Source organism: Enterococcus mundtii (genome assembly GCF_002947535.1).
Taxonomy (GTDB): Bacteria; Bacillota; Bacilli; order Lactobacillales; family Enterococcaceae; genus Enterococcus_B; species Enterococcus_B mundtii_B.
On the sequence record NZ_PUAP01000021.1, the window covers coordinates 37,645 to 55,350 of the forward strand.

Annotated in this window: 15 protein-coding genes; 3 read left to right on the plus strand and 12 right to left on the minus strand. The window is 37.6% G+C overall.

Features of this window, described 5'->3' with window-relative positions:
• Positions 1 to 34 precede the first annotated feature (34 nt).
• The gene (locus CUS89_RS06590; RefSeq protein ID WP_104871526.1) at positions 35 to 373 is read left to right on the plus strand and encodes a RidA family protein; all 339 of its coding nucleotides are present in this window, start codon (positions 35 to 37) and stop codon (positions 371 to 373) included.
• 229 nt (positions 374 to 602) lie between these two features.
• Here the strand turns inward: CUS89_RS06590 and nadE are convergent, their stop codons facing one another.
• The 3 genes from nadE to CUS89_RS06605 all read right to left on the minus strand — a co-directional run bounded on the left by nadE (position 603) and on the right by CUS89_RS06605 (position 3,859).
• Entirely contained in the window at positions 603 to 1,430 is an 828-nt protein-coding gene (nadE, locus tag CUS89_RS06595) for an ammonia-dependent NAD(+) synthetase (protein ID WP_104871527.1), read from the minus strand.
• A gap of 12 nt (positions 1,431 to 1,442) precedes the next feature.
• Positions 1,443 to 2,915: a nicotinate phosphoribosyltransferase gene (locus tag CUS89_RS06600; protein ID WP_104871528.1), complete on the minus strand. Its 1,473-nt coding sequence runs from the start codon at positions 2,913 to 2,915 to the stop codon at positions 1,443 to 1,445.
• Positions 2,916 to 3,499: 584 nt separating this feature from the next.
• Complete coding sequence (locus CUS89_RS06605) at positions 3,500 to 3,859, minus strand: DUF1827 family protein (protein WP_023520312.1); 360 nt, start codon at positions 3,857 to 3,859, stop codon at positions 3,500 to 3,502.
• Between the two features lie 191 nt (positions 3,860 to 4,050).
• Here CUS89_RS06605 and CUS89_RS06610 point away from each other — a divergent pair, with 191 nt between their 5' ends.
• Positions 4,051 to 4,803 (plus strand): MerR family transcriptional regulator, encoded by a 753-nt coding sequence (locus CUS89_RS06610; protein WP_104871529.1) that lies wholly within the window; start codon positions 4,051 to 4,053, stop codon positions 4,801 to 4,803.
• 1,289 nt (positions 4,804 to 6,092) lie between these two features.
• Here the strand turns inward: CUS89_RS06610 and CUS89_RS06620 are convergent.
• The 5 genes from CUS89_RS06620 to groES all read right to left on the minus strand — a co-directional run bounded on the left by CUS89_RS06620 (position 6,093) and on the right by groES (position 11,059).
• Positions 6,093 to 7,016 (minus strand): LacI family DNA-binding transcriptional regulator, encoded by a 924-nt coding sequence (locus CUS89_RS06620; RefSeq protein ID WP_104871531.1) that lies wholly within the window; start codon positions 7,014 to 7,016, stop codon positions 6,093 to 6,095.
• A 16-nt stretch (positions 7,017 to 7,032) separates the two neighbouring features.
• The gene (locus tag CUS89_RS06625; protein WP_104775715.1) at positions 7,033 to 7,305 is read right to left on the minus strand and encodes a hypothetical protein; all 273 of its coding nucleotides are present in this window, start codon (positions 7,303 to 7,305) and stop codon (positions 7,033 to 7,035) included.
• A 72-nt stretch (positions 7,306 to 7,377) separates the two neighbouring features.
• Positions 7,378 to 8,784, minus strand: a complete 1,407-nt coding sequence (locus tag CUS89_RS06630) for a PTS sugar transporter subunit IIC (RefSeq protein ID WP_104871532.1) — start codon at positions 8,782 to 8,784, stop codon at positions 7,378 to 7,380.
• A 328-nt stretch (positions 8,785 to 9,112) separates the two neighbouring features.
• Positions 9,113 to 10,738: a chaperonin GroEL gene (groL, locus tag CUS89_RS06635; protein ID WP_010736685.1), complete on the minus strand. Its 1,626-nt coding sequence runs from the start codon at positions 10,736 to 10,738 to the stop codon at positions 9,113 to 9,115.
• Between the two features lie 36 nt (positions 10,739 to 10,774).
• Positions 10,775 to 11,059 carry a co-chaperone GroES gene (groES, locus tag CUS89_RS06640; protein ID WP_019723198.1) on the minus strand — a complete coding sequence of 95 codons (285 nt, stop codon included), beginning with the start codon at positions 11,057 to 11,059 and terminating at the stop codon, positions 10,775 to 10,777.
• A 924-nt stretch (positions 11,060 to 11,983) separates the two neighbouring features.
• On the opposite strand from groES, the gene CUS89_RS06645 reads away from it, so the two are divergent.
• Complete coding sequence (locus CUS89_RS06645) at positions 11,984 to 12,646, plus strand: CPBP family intramembrane glutamic endopeptidase (protein ID WP_104871533.1); 663 nt, start codon at positions 11,984 to 11,986, stop codon at positions 12,644 to 12,646.
• Between the two features lie 172 nt (positions 12,647 to 12,818).
• On the opposite strand, the gene CUS89_RS06650 is transcribed toward CUS89_RS06645, so the two are convergent.
• The 4 genes from CUS89_RS06650 to walK are packed head-to-tail and all read right to left on the minus strand — an operon-like array spanning position 12,819 to position 17,703.
• Entirely contained in the window at positions 12,819 to 13,628 is an 810-nt protein-coding gene (locus CUS89_RS06650) for an MBL fold metallo-hydrolase (RefSeq protein WP_104871534.1), read from the minus strand.
• A gap of 54 nt (positions 13,629 to 13,682) precedes the next feature.
• Entirely contained in the window at positions 13,683 to 14,555 is an 873-nt protein-coding gene (locus CUS89_RS06655; RefSeq protein WP_104871535.1) for a two-component system regulatory protein YycI, read from the minus strand.
• A gap of 2 nt (positions 14,556 to 14,557) precedes the next feature.
• A complete protein-coding gene (locus CUS89_RS06660; RefSeq protein ID WP_104871536.1) occupies positions 14,558 to 15,865 on the minus strand; it encodes a YycH family regulatory protein in 1,308 nt (435 codons plus the stop codon).
• Complete coding sequence (walK, locus tag CUS89_RS06665) at positions 15,862 to 17,703, minus strand: cell wall metabolism sensor histidine kinase WalK (RefSeq protein ID WP_104871537.1); 1,842 nt, start codon at positions 17,701 to 17,703, stop codon at positions 15,862 to 15,864. The genes CUS89_RS06660 and walK overlap by 4 nt, the downstream gene beginning before the upstream one ends.
• Positions 17,704 to 17,706 lie beyond the last annotated feature (3 nt).

The window sequence follows — 17,706 nt, forward strand, 5'->3', positions numbered from 1 at the left end:
CTGAGTAATAATATCAATGAAAAGGAGTAATTTTATGGCTATCTATTCTAATAGTGTTATGACAGATTCACCTTTATTATTTATTTCCGGACAGACACCTCAAAAAGAGGATCACATCCCCGATGGTATCGATGAGCAGATACAAATCGTCGTTGAAAAAATAAATTCCATCATTATGGATAACAAAGCGAGTACTCAAAATATTGTTAAAATGAACGTGTATTTAACTGATGTTTCCTTTTTAGGATCGCTTAGAACGACACTTATAAACCTGTATGGAGAAAATAAACCGGCAATGACAGTAGTAATAGTAGCCGGATTGGTTAATCCAAGATTCAAAGTTGAAATAGATGCTATTGTCGCTATCAAATGATTTTCTAAAGGAACATCGATTCATGTGTTTCAGACTGTCGAAGAGTGCCAATCAAGTATAGACGATCCTATTTTGTTTCTTTTAATACTGACTCTTCCAATGTGGACAATTTGTTTTTTAACTTGAAAATACACTGGAGAGCAAAACGCGAATACAAACAAAAAGAAACCGTGATTTCCTTGATCAACCAAGGATTCACGGTTTCTTTGATTCGTTTATTTTACTTCATTTATTTCCAAAAATCATCAAAAATTGAAATTGGCAAATGACGTTTATGCTGTGTTTTATTCCACCATTGCTCGATTTTTTGTTGTGCATCTACTGGAATTTCTTTCCCTTCCAAATAGTCGTCGATTTCATCATATGTGACACCTAATGCGACTTCATCGGCAATCATCGGCTTGCCTTCTTCAAGGTCAGCTGTTGGTACTTTGGTATAGAGATGCTCTGGAGCGTCTAAAGCCTTCAACAATGCTTTTCCTTGACGTTTATTCAAGCGGAACAATGGCAAAATATCTGCCCCACCGTCACCATATTTCGTAAAGAAGCCAGTAATATTTTCAGCTGCGTGGTCAGTTCCAATCACAGCCCCTGCGCATTGTCCTGCAACCGCATATTGTGTGATCATTCGTTGACGCGCTTTGATATTTCCTTTATTGAAATCACTGATTTCTACACCTGCTTCAATCAGCGCTTGCGTTTGCGCATCGACTGCGGGTTTGATATTAACACGTAATTGGACATCTGGTTGGATAAAATCTAACGCAGCCTTAGCATCTTCTTCATCTGCCTGTTCTCCATAAGGCAAACGGACACCGATAAACTGGTAACTGTCATCTTTCGTTTCTTCCCGCATTTCCTCCATCGCTAATTGTGCTAAACGTCCGGCTAAAGTAGAATCTTGTCCCCCACTGATACCTAACACTAACGTTTTTAGGAAGGGATTTTTCTTTAAATATTCTTTCATGAAATCGATACTCACACGAATTTCATTTTGAGGATCGATGACCGATTTCACGCCTAATTCTTCGATAATTGCTTGTTGTAAATGATTCATCTTCCATTCCTCCTATAGTTCACTCGTTAATTGTGTGACACTTTTCTTCATTCGTTCCATGATTGCCATCTTATGATTCCAGCAATCTGTTGATAGATCCACAGGATATTTTTGCGGATTCAAATCACGTTTGTATTCTTCCCAAAGAGAATCTAAGTTTCCTCTGGTATACTCTTTGATTTCTTCTAATGTCGGTAAGTCATAGACTCTCGTTCCTTCAACAAAAATATCTTGTAAAATTGGCCGAGCTGTAAAATCACGAACGGTTTTATTGATAAAGGTATGTGTCGGGTGGAACATGAAGATCTCTTCTTCTTGTCGAGGATCTTCGTCCCATAATGTCACATAATCACCTTCTGATTTCCCATCAAAGTTACGAGTGATACGCCATACTTGTTTTTTACCTGGTGTAGTAACTTTTTCTGCATTACTAGACAATTTGATCGTATCGATCATTTCACCTTGTTCATTTTCGATGGATACCAGTTTGAAGACTGCACCTAAAGCAGGTTGGTCATAGGCGGTGATCAACTTTGTTCCCACGCCCCAAACATCGATTTTTGCTTTTTGCATTTTTAAGTTTAAAATCGTCGCTTCGTCTAGATCATTTGAGGCATAGATTTTCGCTTCTGTAAAACCAGCTGCATCTAATTGTTCTCTGACTCGCTTCGAAATATACGCCATATCGCCACTATCGATACGTACGCCTTGGAAGTTGATCTTGTTGCCAAGTTCTTTTGCCACACGGATTGCACTAGGAACACCCGATTTCAAGGTATCGTAAGTATCCACTAGAAAAACACAATCTTTATGCGTCTTTGCATATGCCATAAATGCCTCATAATCATTCCCATAACTTTGAACAAGTGAATGAGCGTGGGTACCGCTTGCTGGAATCCCGAAAATTTTCCCTGCACGAACATTGCTCGTTGCATCTGCTCCACCAATGTAAGCAGCGCGAGTGCCCCAAACCGCAGCATCCAATTCTTGCGCACGGCGTGTACCAAACTCCAATAATGGATCGTCACCGATCACTGATTTGATACGAGCCGCTTTCGTCGCGATCAACGTTTGAAAGTTCACCATATTCAATAAGGCTGTTTCTACTAATTGACAATGGGCTAATGGACCTTCCACTTGGATCAATGGCTCATTCGCAAAAACAAGTTCTCCTTCACGAGCGGAACGGACAGTTGCTTTGAATTTGAATTCACGTAAATACGTCAAAAAACCTTCCGGATAAACAGCCATCTCGCGAAGATACGCAATATCTGTATCTGTAAATGTCAAATTTTCTAAATAATTCACTAATCGTTCTAACCCTGCAAAAACAGCATAACCATGATTGAATGGCATCTCTCGAAAGTAACATTCAAAAACTGCATGTTTATCTGCTCTATCTAATTCCCAGTAAGTCTGCATCATATTGATCTGGTAAAGATCCGTATGTAGCGTCAAACTGTCATCTGAGTAAGTTGTCGTCATCTTTTTTATTGCTCCTCTTAGCCAATTTTCATTTCTTATCCATTATAACAAAAAAATACCCTAGTAAAAGAAATCTTGTTTTATTTTGTACAAAGTGAAGAAATAAGAGACAGGTTGTGAAAGAAGCGGTCAGTACTGAGTAATAAGACAGGGAAATCGAAAATGGCTTTCTCATTTTTTATTTCCCTATCTTATTATTGAAGTATTGCTGATTGAACACTGTTTATCGAGGTTGTGAGAAAGCCGGGCAGCTCCGAGTAGTAAGGCGGAACGTGGGAAAATAGCTTTCCATATTTTTTGATTTTTCAGCTTAATGTTGAAGGTCAGCTTTTCGAACACTGTTTATCTAGGTTGTGAAAGAAGCGGTCAGTACTGAGTAATAAGACAGGGAAATCGAAAATGGCTTTCTCATTTTTTATTTCCCTATCTTATTATTGAAGTATTGCTGATTGAACACTGTTTATCTAAGTTGTAAAAAAGCGCCTAAATCCCAAAAATCAAACTATCTTGGAATTTAGGCGCTTTACTTCCTATCGTTTATTCAATTTAGGATCGTCTATAGCTTTCTTGCTGTATTGATCAAGCTAGGCAATGGTTGCAATGGCTTGTTCTACAATGACGATATCCTTATTCGGCCGCTTGAACTGAACACCCGCTTCTTCTAATTCTTGCTTGACACCTACATGGATATTGACCGCTGATCGTTCTGTTTTCAACACTTTTTTGATGGCATAATCAATTTCCTGTTTAGTGATTTTCTTTTTTGTATTGATCATCACTAATTGGACTTGATTATAGGTATCGATCAACAAAATCTGTGTACGATCTAAAGAAAATAGTTTATAAAATCGAATAGCAGAATTTCTAAAAAAGAAATCAACGATTTTTGGATAAAAAGTTTTGATATTCAAGTTGCTCGTAATCGGGGTTTCAATCAGTTTCATACTTTTCCTCTTTTCTTGATTTTTTTACTTAACAAAATAAATCGCTTTCATAAAGGCAATAAAAAAACAATTTGATTTCCCTCTCTTTGTTAAATAGTATAACATATAATCAATTAGATAAAAAAGATGATTTTTCACTTGACCTTCTCGTTACGTCAAGGATTATGCTAGTTTTGTCAGGAGGGAAAACAATGGAATATACAATTAAGAAAATGGCACAGCTCTCAGGAGTAAGTAGCCGTACACTACGTTTTTACGATGAAATTGATTTACTCAAACCCAAACGGACGAATTCAGCTGGTTATCGTATCTATGGTTCTCAAGAAATCGATCGTCTGCAACAAATTTTATTTTATCGATCCTTGGATTTTCCACTGAATCAAATTCGCGAATTATTAGATGATCCTACCTTTGATCATCAACATGCACTCATCGAACATCAGAGAAAACTACTAGAAAAACGAGCAGAAATCGATACTCTCCTGGCAACCGTCCAACAAACATTAGCACAATTCAAAGGAGGAAAAAAAATGACTGACCAAGAAAAATTTGAAGGATTTAAAAAACAAAAAATAACTGAAAATGAAGCAAACTACGGCACAGAGATCCGTGAAAAATACGGAGAAGAAACCATCGATAAAGCAAACGAACAATGGCAAAACCTGTCTCAAGAAAAATATCAAGAGATGCAAGAAGTAGAGCAACAATTACTAACGAACTTAACGTCTTATCTGTCTGATCCATCAAATCAGGCACTTGCAAAACAAATTTTTGATGCACATAAAAAATGGCTATTATTTAGTTGGCCAACCTATCAAGCAGAAGCCCACAAAGGATTAGGTATGCTGTATATCTCAGATGAACGTTTTACTGAATACTATGATTCTCGCAGTGGCAAAGGCGCCGCTCTAGCATTAAATGAGATCATTCAAGCAAACGCATAAATAAAAAAAGACAAATCCTTTTTGTGGATTTGTCTCAGACTGTAGACAAAGTACTTGTTTTTAGTACTTTGTCTTTTTTCAGTTAAACACGGAAGTAAAAAATAGAGGTTTATCCAGATGCTCTCAAAACAAGATATGAGTAAGCGTACGCAAATAGGCTTTTTTTATTGAGGACTTAGTCCTTCAAGACCATTTATTACGCTAAATTGAGCATTTTATTGAAATTCTTTTTTATCTTTAAAATCTATACTTATAAAAGACAAACCTTATGCAAGAGTGAGGTTTCTATAGTTATGAAATTTTGATAGTTTTAAATTTCGCAATGCTATTGGTTCACTGTCAGAAATTAAATAGTTCTTGCACAGATAATTTAGTATGAAGTATACTAAGCTCAAATCAAGAACTAATTTTAAGGAGATAGCATACTATGCCTAAATCACCTCAACATGGAAGTAAACTTGTTCAAATCGTTTGGTTATTTCAGCTGTTAACCTTATATACTTTTTTTCTAACAACTAAAAATCAGAATCACCAATTTTCGCACCTACTTATACAATCAATGCTTATCATCTCTTTAGGCTTACATACTAGCTTTATACGCGGGAATAAACGATATACATTAGGAGTTATCTTTACAGATAAAAAATCAACGGCAATGCAGGCAGTCGAAAGAATCATTTGGCTATTGTTGATCATAGGTTATGTTTTTGTAATTTATAGAATCTATTACAAATAAAAAGTATAGAGCTTTCAAGTGATTTATGCAGTCTTCTTTCACAAGAAATTTGGACTCATAATTTTTCGACAATTGTAACCGTTGATTTCCTGTACATCGAATGACCCGAACTCGATAGTTTATTAAGTCAAATTTTTCTAATATTTTTATTTCTACTGGATTATTCACGAACGGAACTTCGCAAAAAGAAATATAGTCGATCTCGATTTCTTTGTATGGCTTTTCTTTCAGAACACTACGACTTACTACTCATTTATATTCTTGCTTATTTAGTATTTTACTTTGCTTGCTCTTTTATAACATCTACCGCTTGTACTAAAAAGCCTTTGTATTTAAGTTTTTAGATTACTTGAACATCAAAACTCTCTTTTATACTTGGTATCGTACAGGAGTAAATTTTTCTAACCTTAGTAGAGTTTATATAATAACCTATTCCAATCTACTACTTAAAGGGATGTTTTTCTAAAGAAAAAACATGCAAATTCTCTTTTATCTTTAAAATCTATACATAGAAAAAGACAAACCTCATTCATATATAAGGTTTGCCTTTTTTTCACGGACGTTGAATAAACGTATATGGAATTTTTACTTGTTCGACTGTATCATTCAAAAACAAACGAAAAGCGGTTTCACCACATTGTTTCAAATGGTGATCGATTGTTGAAAAATTTAATAATTCACTGATCAGCATATTTTCCCTACCAACGATTGGTATTTTTTGTTTTTTGTAGCTTTGTAGGATTCCTGCTGCTACTGTGTCTGAATTCGTGAAAATGCCATCAATTCCTCGTTCCTTAAAAAATTTCCCAGCCAATTTCCCATGTTCGGTATCAATACACTGCCAATAGACATCAGCTTCATTAAATTCAGGAAAAATCTCTTTACACAGTGTCAAGGTGATTTTCGAATTGTAACTCATTCGACCGGTTCTTCCTAAGGTGACGCCTAAACGTTTGACACCTTGATCTTTTAAAAAGGATAAGCCATCAGTAATCGATTGTTTGCGATCAATGTAAACACTCGTTACCTCCAAGTCTTCGATCTTTTCGCAAAAGACGATAGGGCCATAGCGTTGATAATCAAGCAACAACTCTAAGGGATTTGCTCTTGATGTAATGATCAATCCGTCAAATGCTTTCGCCGCAAACTCTTCTAAATATTGTTGTTCCCGTTTTATTTGATAGTTTGTTGGCAACAACGTCACTTTATAGCCCTCACTAAAAGCGACTTCAATGATTCCACTGAGCAACTGATCAAAATATGGGTGATTTGTGTAAGGTAAAATGACACCAATATTTTTAGTTTTTCCAGAACTTAGTTGTCTGGCGTTGGCATTCGGTACATAATTTAATTCTTTGATCACTTTCAAGATCTCTGTTCGTTTCGCTTCATCGACATAAGGATGTTGATTGATTACACGGGATACCGTCGAAACAGAATATCCTGTTCGTTTGGCTATATCTCGGATGTTTGCCATGACTGCTGTTCGCCACCTATACAAAAAGATTTTCTTGTAGATAGTCTACCACAGCAGGTCCACATTCGAAAAATTGATACAACGTTCCTTGATCGTAGAAACTGATTCGTTGACCACCCCAATAATCATCCTTGGTCAAGCCAGAAATATCTGCTAAATTGATTTTTTTGATCACCGATCGATTAAGGCCTTGAAAACTAGACAACACGAGCATGGAATCTTTAAACTCAACAAATGCGTAAAAACATTGATCCTTTGTGCCTTGCGTTGCTTTGATATAGGTATTCATAAGAAGCCCTCCTTTATTTATGCTTTGAGTATACGGTATGAAACGCGTCTCATAGCAAGGAGTTTGCTTCTTTTATTCTTCTGGTTCACCTAGATTAGGATCTAAACGGTTTGCAGCCAAGATAAATGGTGCCCAAATCAAGGCGGCGACTAAGAGATTGACGATCGTCAAGACGATAGCGCGCCAGTCACCTGCAGTTGCTAAGAAACCACTAATGATCGTCGGCATCACCCAAATCACATTTACCACCACCGGACGAACAAGGCCTGCCATTGTCGCGAAGTAAGCGATGGTTGCCGTTACAAGTGGTGCGACGATGAATGGAATCATCAACAATGGATTCAATACGACTGGTAGACCAAACATCACTGGTTCATTGATATTGAACAAACCAGGAGCAATCCCCAGCTTACCGACTGTTTTATAATCGGCACGTTTTGATAAAAATAAAATCATGACAATCAATACCAACGTTACACCAGCACCACCAGGCCATACGAATGCTTCAAATGAACCTGCTACCCATTTGAATGGGATTGGTTCATTATTTTGAAAGGCATTAGTATTTTCGACCATCGCTGTACCATAAAGTGTCTGTAACACTGGTGACATGATATTTGTTCCATGTAATCCAAAGAACCAAAGCACATGTACAAGTAACACGATAATAAACACTGCGCCATACCCTTGCGATAAATTCATCAAAGGTTTTTGAATCGCTTCAGAGATCCAGTCAATCAATGGTACCCCTGCTGTTTGTCGGAAGATATAATTGATCGTTCCCACAACATATAAAGAGACAACCGCAGGAATGATTGCGGCAAAAGCACGTGCAACTGCCGGTGGCACTGATTCTGGCATTCTGATAATAATTTTTTTACGCATCAAGAGTGCAAAAATGATGACAGAAATAAAACCAAAGATCATAGCTGTAAAAAGACCTGAACCGCCCATGTATTTCCCAAAGTTGAAATAACCCCATGCGCCCATCGAAAGCGTCTGTCCACCATCAGCACCATCAGCAATCACGCCACCTGCCGTAGTGATCATATCCATAGCGTCTTGTGACAATTTTTCTGGCAACGTCAAAACAGCTGTGGCAGCATCAGGTAATCCAATAATAAATGCAACTAAAGATACAATACTTCCTGATACAGGGTCCACTTCATATGCCTTTGCCAAATTTGCACCTAGTGACAATGCGAATACGACGGCCATAATCGCTAGCGTACCATTCCAAATCAACCCATTCACACCGATTACTGGTGTAAAGAAAGTCGTAATGGCATTTCCTTCACCTAGATACGTGTTAGGAAAATCACGCATAAACGCATTCAATAGCACCGCAATTGCTCCAGCCATCGTTGCCGGCATGGTTCCGATAAACGCATCACGTAAAGCTACCAGATGCTTTTCCGAACCAATCTTCGTGGCAACTGGCAAAATATATCTCTCCATCCATTCCATCAATTTATTCATCTTCATCCTCCTACGATTCGATCTCTCATCATTATGAATCCGCATACATTATAATGATATCACAAATATAGCATAACTTTGTGAACTTCGCTAGCGAAAGAGTGAAAGAAATATTAAGAGAAATGAAATTTCCATCAAACGGGGTATTTACGAAATAAACATACAGAAAGATGATGATTAGATTATCTATTCAGCGGTTTATGTCGTTTCTATCTAAACAATATGAATGCACTATACCATTACTACACACTCGATTATGCCCAGTTTTCTAAAAAAAAACGAAATAAAAAAAGAAGAACCTTGATTGAACAAGGTTCTTCTGGAGTTATTACATCATGCCGCCCATCATTGATGGGTCCATAGCTGGTGCAGCAGGCGCTGCTGGTTCTGGTTTGTCTGCAACTACTGCTTCAGTTGTTAATAGTAATGCAGAAACAGATGCTGCATTTTGTAATGCTGAACGAGTTACTTTTGTTGGGTCAACGATTCCGGCTTCCACCATATTTACCCATTCACCAGTTGCTGCATTGAATCCTGTTCCTAAATCAACATTTTTCAATTTATCAACAATAACTGATCCTTCGTAACCAGCATTTTCAGCAATTTGGCGAATTGGTTCTTCTAACGCACGAGTAACGATCTTGATACCTGTTGCTACGTCGCCTTCTGCTTCGATCATCGCTACTTTGTTGATCACGTTCACTAATGCTGTACCACCACCAGAGACCATGCCTTCTTCAACAGCAGCACGAGTAGCGTTCAACGCATCTTCAATACGTAGTTTCAATTCTTTTAATTCTGTTTCAGTTGCTGCTCCGACTTTTACGACAGCTACTCCGCCAGCAAGTTTCGCTAAGCGTTCTTGTAATTTTTCACGGTCAAAGTCTGAAGTTGTTTCAGCGATTTGGTTTTTGATCAATTGAACACGTGCATCAATGGCTGTTTTATCGCCTGAACCTTCAACGATTGTTGTGTTGTCTTTATCCACAACAACTTTTGAAGCATTCCCTAAGTTTTCGATTGTTGCATCTTTCAATTCTAATCCTAAGTCATCTGTGATCACTGTTCCACCAGTCAAGACAGCAATATCTTCTAACATTGCTTTACGACGGTCGCCGAAACCTGGTGCTTTTACAGCAACAACATTAAATGTTCCACGGATTTTATTCAATACCAATGTTGGTAATGCTTCGCCATCCACATCATCAGCAATGATCAATAAAGGACGTGATTGTTGTAAGATTTGTTCTAATAAAGGTAAGATATCTTGGATATTTGAAATTTTCTTGTCAGTGATCAACAAGTATGGATTTTCCAAAACAGCTTCCATTTTGTCGTTATCTGTTACCATATATTGTGACAAGTAACCACGGTCAAATTGCATACCTTCTACGACATCTAATTCTGTTTCGATTCCTTTAGATTCTTCAATTGTGATGACACCGTCATTGCCGACTTTTTCCATTGCATCCGCAATCAAACGACCCACTTGTTCTGAACCAGAAGAAACAGCCGCAACTTGGGCAATAGCTTCTTTTGAGTCAACAACAGTTGAGATGTTGTGTAATTCTTCCACTGCTGTTTTAGTGGCTAATTCGATCCCACGACGAATACCTAATGGGTTAGCACCAGCTGTGACGTTTTTCAAACCTTCACGGACAATTGCTTGAGTCAATACAGTCGCTGTCGTTGTACCGTCTCCAGCGATGTCATTTGTTTTAGATGCAACTTCTGAAACTAATTTTGCACCCATGTTTTCAAAATGATCTTCTAATTCGATTTCTTTTGCAATCGTCACACCATCATTTGTGATCAATGGAGAACCATATGATTTTTCTAAAACAACATTACGGCCTTTTGGTCCTAATGTCACTTTTACTGTATCTGCTAATTTATCTACACCACGTAACATTGCTGCACGTGCATCTTCTGCAAATTTCAATTCTTTTGCCATTTTTTCGTCACCTCATCAATTATTTTTGTTTTGTACTTACTCAACAATCGCCATGATATCTTTTCCAGAGACGATCAAATATTCTGTTCCTTCAAATTTCACTTCTGTACCGGCATATTTTTCAAACATTACTTGGTCGCCTACTTTAATAGCTGCAGGAACTTTTTCACCGTTTTCTAGCAAACGTCCCTCACCCACTGCTACAACTGTTCCAGTTTGAGGTTTCTCTTTCGCTGATGAAGCTAAAACGATTCCTCCAACAGTTTTTTCTTCTTCTTGCGCGACTTCAATGATGACGCGATCACCTAATGGTTTTAACACGATAAATCCCTCCGATAACTCTTTTTTTGAATCCATTAGCACTCTATCACATCGAGTGCTAACCTACATTTTTAATAATACTCATTCTCCTATTCTTTTGCAAGCTTTTTAAATCATAGAAAAAAATTTTTTAAAGAAGGTTGTGAAAGAAGCGCTCAGCACTGAGTAATAAGACAAGAAAATCAAAAATGGCTTTTTCATTTTGGATTTTTTTGACTTATTATTGAAGTGTTGCTTCTTGAACACCGTTTATCATAGGTTGTGAAAGAAGCGTCTTGACCTGAGCAGTAAGATGGAAAATCAGAAAATAGCTCCTCATATTTTTTGATTTTCTAGCTTAGTGTTGAAGGTCAGCTTCTTGAACACCGTTTATCTAGGTTGTGAAAAAGCCGATCAGCTCCAAGTATTAAGGCAGAAATTGAGAAAATAGCTTTTCATATTTTTTCGATTTTTGACTTAATATTGAAGGAGCTGGCTTTTGAACACCGTTTATTTAGGTTGTGAAAGAAGCGCTCAGCACTGAGTAATAAGACAAGAAAATCAAAAATGGCTTTTTCATTTTAGATTTTTTTGACTTATTATTGAAGTGTTGCTTCTTGAACACCGTTTATCATAGGTTGTGAAAGAAGCGTTTTGACCTGAGCAGTAAGATGGAAAATCAGAAAATAGCTCCTCATATTTTTTGATTTTTCAGCTTAGTGTTGAAGGTCAGCTTTTTGAACACCTTTATCCGGTTGTAAAAAAGCTGCCCAATACTAACTGATCAGAGAAACATCTTGATATGGTATAATGAATAATGGATAGCATTTAGTAACGCGTACGTTGATTTTTCATCATTTAAAGTTCAACGAACGGTTGCTTTTCCTATATTATTAGAGCAAGAAAGTGATACTTGGCTTTTCTCTTAGCTCAAGGAGGTTTTTTATGTCATTAAAAAAATATAGCTTTTTTAGTATTTTTTGTTACGGACTAGTGTTTGTCTCGCCTTTACTTCTGACATCTGTTGGGCTTGTAAATTCAACGTCTGGTTTGATCAATGCAACAACAGTCACGTATATCTTAGGAGCAATCATTCTGTGGTTCTTGTACTTCAAGCATAAAGAACCAATCGAAATCGAAGCAAGCGTACCGGTTGCTTCTCGCTCAAAAATCATTTTATACGGAGTCGTTGGTATCTTTATCGCTCTGATTTTACAAAGTATTGCGGTTATGATCGAGAGTTTCTTTTTCGGAGAAGTCTCTCCATCTGAAAATACGCAAAATATTATCCAATTGATTTTAGATACCCCTGCTTTTATTATTGCCACAACTATTGCCGGACCAATCATGGAAGAATTCGTATTTCGTCGGAGTATCCTTGGCATCGTTGGTCACTATACCAACTTTTGGGTAGGTGCGGCTGTTAGTTCCTTGCTCTTTGCATTAGCGCATAATGACGGACATTTACTCGTCTATTTCTTTTTAGGATTTTTCTTTAGTTTACAATACCGATCAACTGGGCGAATCTGGGCACCAATGATCACCCATATTGGTATGAACACTCTGGTTGTCATTGTACAATTGGCATTGCAACAAGGTTTACTGTAATATAATAAAAAAAGCCTGTGACTTTCATCATCAGGCACTCCCTATAATAAAATAAATAGTATTCAGGAGGTAACTCCTTATGAAATAAGCGGTAAAGCCCAAAAATTCCTTGGAATTTTCGAACTTTACCGCTTATTTCTATGAACTGATCACTTCCGTCACAATTGATTGATCAAATTGAAAATAATTCTGTTGCAGCATCTGGGTCAGTGTCATACACATCAAAATCATATCCCACACCTAGATCTTTTTCCTTAAGAATATTTTCCATTGTCAAATGGGCCAATTCTTTCATATTGTTTTCTTTACTTAAATGACCTAAATAGATACGTTTTGTACGATCACCAATCACATCAGTCATCACTAGCGCACCATCTTCATTTGATAAATGACCACGATCGCCTAAAATACGTTGTTTCAAATTCCAAGGATAAGGTCCCATACGCAACATCTCTAGATCATGATTGCTTTCCATCAAGTATCCATCAGCATTTTCAATGATTCCTCGCATATGATCACTACAATAACCGGTATCCGTCAACATGACAAACGAACGATTCTCTTTATGGAAACGATAGAATTGCGGTGCAGCTGCATCATGGGAGACACCAAAGCTTTCAATGTCTAAATCGCCAAATGTTTGGACTTTCCCCATCTGAAATAAATGTTTTTGCTCAATTGGGACATTTCCGATCATCGGAGCCATCGCTTCCCATGTTTTTTCATTTGCATAGATATCTAAATGGTACTTACGCGCCAAAACACCTACCCCATGAATGTGATCTCGATGTTCATGTGTCACAAGAATACCGTCTAATTGATCGGGCGTCCGACCGATTTGTGCCATCAAGGAAGTAATTTTTTTCCCACTCAGTCCTGCATCTACCAGAAGTCGCTTTTTGTCACTCTCGATGTATAATGAGTTTCCTGAACTCCCACTTGCAAGGATACTGATTTTAAAAGCTGTATTTCCTTCAGCCATTTTACTACTACTTCCCTTCTTACTTTGTAAACTTTGTTCATTATACCTACTTTTTTAATGATCTTCCACCTTTGGGATCGAATTATTTGTAATAATCGTATTACTAAAGGCATTGACCGTTTCGATCTGATAGGTCTTATCCGGCGTTTCAATTGCGACATACCATACCGGTACATACACATTTTTCTCTCGTACTTTCAAAATACGAGAGTAAGCCAGCTGACGCCAAAGGATTTTCGATCCTCGAGAGATTTTATTATTTACATACAACGTATTGATTGCCTCTTCTTCCGTATGCAATTCTGTTTTTTCTCGCAACTGTTCAATATTTGTTAAATGGGTTTGGGTATACTTCAAAATGCGATACTCATCCCCTTTTTTTTCGAGGGAGAAAATAAGTTTAGCTGTATCATCATAGAATGGCAATCCTTCATACGTTTGGCTCGCTGTGATTTCAGGAGAATCACCTTCTAATACAGAGAAATTTTTCATATAAATATACTCATTACCAAATAAAACATCTTCTTCGTTATCCAAAAAATCATTGAGTGAACTCGCTATACGATTTGGATCAAGCACTTTGCTTTCAGATTCAGGATCTGATAACGTTTTAGTCAATATATTATCATTGATTGAAACTCCGCTCTCCAATAAACCACGTCGATTGTTTTCTTGGCGATACTTGAACAACGTTTGACTCAGTTCCGTCTCTTCGGCACTTAAATAGTAGCCTTGCTTACTTTCTGAAGAAAAATCACCCGTATAGGTAATATCATCATTTGCTAATCGTTTTTTGATCGATTCTGTCTGATCTGAGCGTATTACTGTATGCTCTTGGTTGACCGATTCATGGTAACTACTAAATAAAAAAACATTCAATCCTAAAAAGGCGACGAAGAAAATCCATTCAATTTTTTTGAAGTCCATATTTACTCCGCCTCCTTCCCAGGTAAATTGGTCAATAATTCATTTGCAGAATACCATTCTCCTTGATATTTCACATACCACTCTGGGAATAGATCTACCACCCGATTCGTTTCTTCGATATTTTGCCATGTATAACCTACAATGATCAATTCGATTTTCGATTCCTCTGCCCCATTATCCACTAATTCTTGGTAGACTTCGTCAGTGCTAGGCAACTCGACTTCTTCATCTGAAGGAATCGGAACTTGGATGGTATTTAAACTCGTTTGGATACTTACTTGATTATTTCCTTGCTCATCACCGATCTCGATCCCAACTTTTCCTTTACTACCTGAACCAAATACGGGAAATCCTTCTACAAAAATGCGATAATCGATTGTATTCTTATTACGATCAAAATATCGAACATTGCCTAACGCCCCACCTAGTTTGCTGACATAAGGAAAACTGTCCGTAAAAATATTGTTTGGTTCATCAGTTGTCGGTAAATCCCCTCTAAAATCGACGATCTGATTCTCTGAATGGATCGTCATTGTTTCATTCCCATCATAAAAAATCAATTCCGTACTTTCATCATTGTTTTTAACCGCATCTGGCTGAGAAAAAAAAGCATTCCGAAAGACGGTGTATGGTTGCTGAGATAAGATATAACTGTATTTTTTTAGTTTCATCGGTTCTTTGATACTATGCTGTGTTTCAATACTTGCTGGTGTTTTGAATACAGGTGTCCAGTTGACATCTGAAGAATTCAAATCATGTTCTATTTCTTTCCAATCCATTGATAGGCTAGCTTCGTAAATCGTCCGCTGATCATAATCAATAAAGCTAACTTTTTCTCCTTTTAGATCAAATTGGACACTCGTAAAGTAGATATCTTCATTTTGGACTGAACCTAGATCAATATTCAATCCAAATGCTTTCACATAGCCACTGAGTAGATAAGGTGCATTATAGGAGAATTCGATTCCTTCATTGAGAGACTTCTTTTGATTGAACTTCTCTTGATCTGCTTCTACGACTTCGGTCAACTTGCCAAAACGAGCACCTTCGATCAGTCCATGTATTTGAGAAATCAGGTTCTCACTATTCGTTTCTTTCACTGTCTCTGTTTGAAACCATGTGAGGTGTAAAGGCAGATAAATTTCTGATGCTTTACGATAGCTTTGTGATTCAATCACTTGTGAATTGCTCTCCTCTAAGTTGATTGAAGTTTTTCCTGCTGGACTCAACCAAATTGCATAAGAGAAGTACAGGCTTAATGCAACCATCAAGATCAAACCAATTCGTATAAATTTTTCAGAAATCTTCATTCCCACCATTCCTCCTCATACGGTTCATAAGGTAAAGAAATATAGAAGGTTGAACCTTGTCCCTCCTTACTTTCTGCCCAGATTGCGCCACGGTGTGCTTTCACTACTTCCCGAGAGATTGCTAAGCCTAATCCTGTTCCACCTTGCGCTCTAGCTCTTGCTTTATCCACTCGATAGAAACGTTCAAATACACGATTCAAATCTTTTTTAGGGATACCTAGCCCTTGGTCTGTAATACTTAAAATCACATTGTTATGCGTTTCAAGCAAACGACAAGTGATTGCTCCCCCATCAGGTGAATATTTGATCGCATTGTTCATGATATTGTCAATAACCTGAATGATCTTATCTGTGTCGATCTCGACCCAAAGATCTCGTTGGGTAAATTCTCGACGGATCGTATAATTTTTTTCTTGATTACCGACCATCATATCAAAACGATCTAATACAAAATTAACGAGTTCATTAAAATTGACATACTCTAATTGTAATTGGGTATTTCCAGTATCCATACGAGATAGATTCAATAGATCATTGATCATGCGGATCATACGATCGGTCTCATCTAAGGTCACTTTTAAAAAGTTCGGTGCGACTTCTTCGTCCTTCCAAGCACCCTCACTCAGTGCTTCGATATAGCTACGCATACTTGTTAACGGCGTACGCAACTCATGGGAAACGTTCGATACGAACTCACGACGTTCTCGTTCCGTTTTCTCTTGTTCCGTTACATCATGTAAAACTGCTACTAATCCACTGATAAAGCCAGATTCTCGACGAATCATCGAAAAATCGACACGTAAAATCATCTGGTCTGCTTCCCTCGCACCAGTTGACCGATCTAAAATCATTTCATTCGGATCTTCTAACAGTTTTCGTAACGTGTATTCTTCTTCAATTGCCAAAAGAGTCAAGATTGACTGACCGATTGCTTCTTCCTTTTTCAAGTCTAATAATGAAACAGCCATATCATTGATCGTAATGATCTTCCCACGACGATCGGTTGCAATAACACCATCTGTCATATGTGACAAGACGCTGTCTAACCGATTTCGTTCAGCTTCCATCGTATCTTGCGCTTCCTCGATCCGTTCTGCTAATTGATTGAACGTTTCAGCCAACTGACCTAATTCATCTTGACCATGGACCTTTACTTTACGGCTATAATCACCACGAGCAATGCGGATCGCTTGCTCACGCATTTCACCAATCGGTTGCGTAATGGAACGTGCGACCAGAACAGACACAACCATTGAGATAAATGCAGCAATTAAAGACGCAGTAAAGAAAATCAGTGCTGTATTATTGATTTCTGAATATTTTTGTTCAATATCACTTTTGACGTAAAGAGCCCCGATGACGGCGTCGCCGGTCGGGGACAAAATCGGTTGAATATTGATATTTACTCGTTTTCCGTCATCATCTAATGCGACATATCGTTTGGTTGTAAAATCATTCATATCGACGTAATCATTCTTTTTGCCGACTGAACCTTGTTCACTAACCTCTGTCGTTGCTCGAATGATGCCTTTTTCATCCACGACACGGATCTCGATGATATCACTTGAAGCACTGGTCTCAATGAAACGCTTGATATTCCCATTGACATCATCGATAGCCGCACTTTCATTGCCTTTACCATTCAGTTCTGGACTGATCGTTGTCGCTAATGTTTCGACTGTTTGGTTCATATCTTTGATAAAGGTATTGATCGTTGAACGTTCCAATCCTCTAATAAAGTAAGCACCTATAATTTCAATTGAGATCAGTAAAATCAAAATAAATGTAATAGCTATTTTGAAGTTTACTGATCGAAAAAAACGGACTTTCCCTTTCATCCA

What these genes read in the sequence shown, in the direction of transcription:
- CUS89_RS06590 (WP_104871526.1), top strand. Translation starts at nt 35, where the DNA reads ATGGCTATCTATTCTAATAGTGTTATGACAGATTCACCTTTATTATTT.
- nadE (WP_104871527.1), bottom strand. Translation starts at nt 1,430, where the DNA reads ATGAATCATTTACAACAAGCAATTATCGAAGAATTAGGCGTGAAATCG.
- CUS89_RS06600 (WP_104871528.1), bottom strand. Translation starts at nt 2,915, where the DNA reads ATGACGACAACTTACTCAGATGACAGTTTGACGCTACATACGGATCTT.
- CUS89_RS06605 (WP_023520312.1), bottom strand. Translation starts at nt 3,859, where the DNA reads ATGAAACTGATTGAAACCCCGATTACGAGCAACTTGAATATCAAAACT.
- CUS89_RS06610 (WP_104871529.1), top strand. Translation starts at nt 4,051, where the DNA reads ATGGAATATACAATTAAGAAAATGGCACAGCTCTCAGGAGTAAGTAGC.
- CUS89_RS06620 (WP_104871531.1), bottom strand. Translation starts at nt 7,016, where the DNA reads ATGGCAAACATCCGAGATATAGCCAAACGAACAGGATATTCTGTTTCG.
- CUS89_RS06625 (WP_104775715.1), bottom strand. Translation starts at nt 7,305, where the DNA reads ATGAATACCTATATCAAAGCAACGCAAGGCACAAAGGATCAATGTTTT.
- CUS89_RS06630 (WP_104871532.1), bottom strand. Translation starts at nt 8,784, where the DNA reads ATGAATAAATTGATGGAATGGATGGAGAGATATATTTTGCCAGTTGCC.
- groL (WP_010736685.1), bottom strand. Translation starts at nt 10,738, where the DNA reads ATGGCAAAAGAATTGAAATTTGCAGAAGATGCACGTGCAGCAATGTTA.
- CUS89_RS06645 (WP_104871533.1), top strand. Translation starts at nt 11,984, where the DNA reads ATGTCATTAAAAAAATATAGCTTTTTTAGTATTTTTTGTTACGGACTA.
- CUS89_RS06650 (WP_104871534.1), bottom strand. Translation starts at nt 13,628, where the DNA reads ATGGCTGAAGGAAATACAGCTTTTAAAATCAGTATCCTTGCAAGTGGG.
- CUS89_RS06655 (WP_104871535.1), bottom strand. Translation starts at nt 14,555, where the DNA reads ATGGACTTCAAAAAAATTGAATGGATTTTCTTCGTCGCCTTTTTAGGA.
- CUS89_RS06660 (WP_104871536.1), bottom strand. Translation starts at nt 15,865, where the DNA reads ATGAAGATTTCTGAAAAATTTATACGAATTGGTTTGATCTTGATGGTT.
- walK (WP_104871537.1), bottom strand. Translation starts at nt 17,703, where the DNA reads ATGAAAGGGAAAGTCCGTTTTTTTCGATCAGTAAACTTCAAAATAGCT.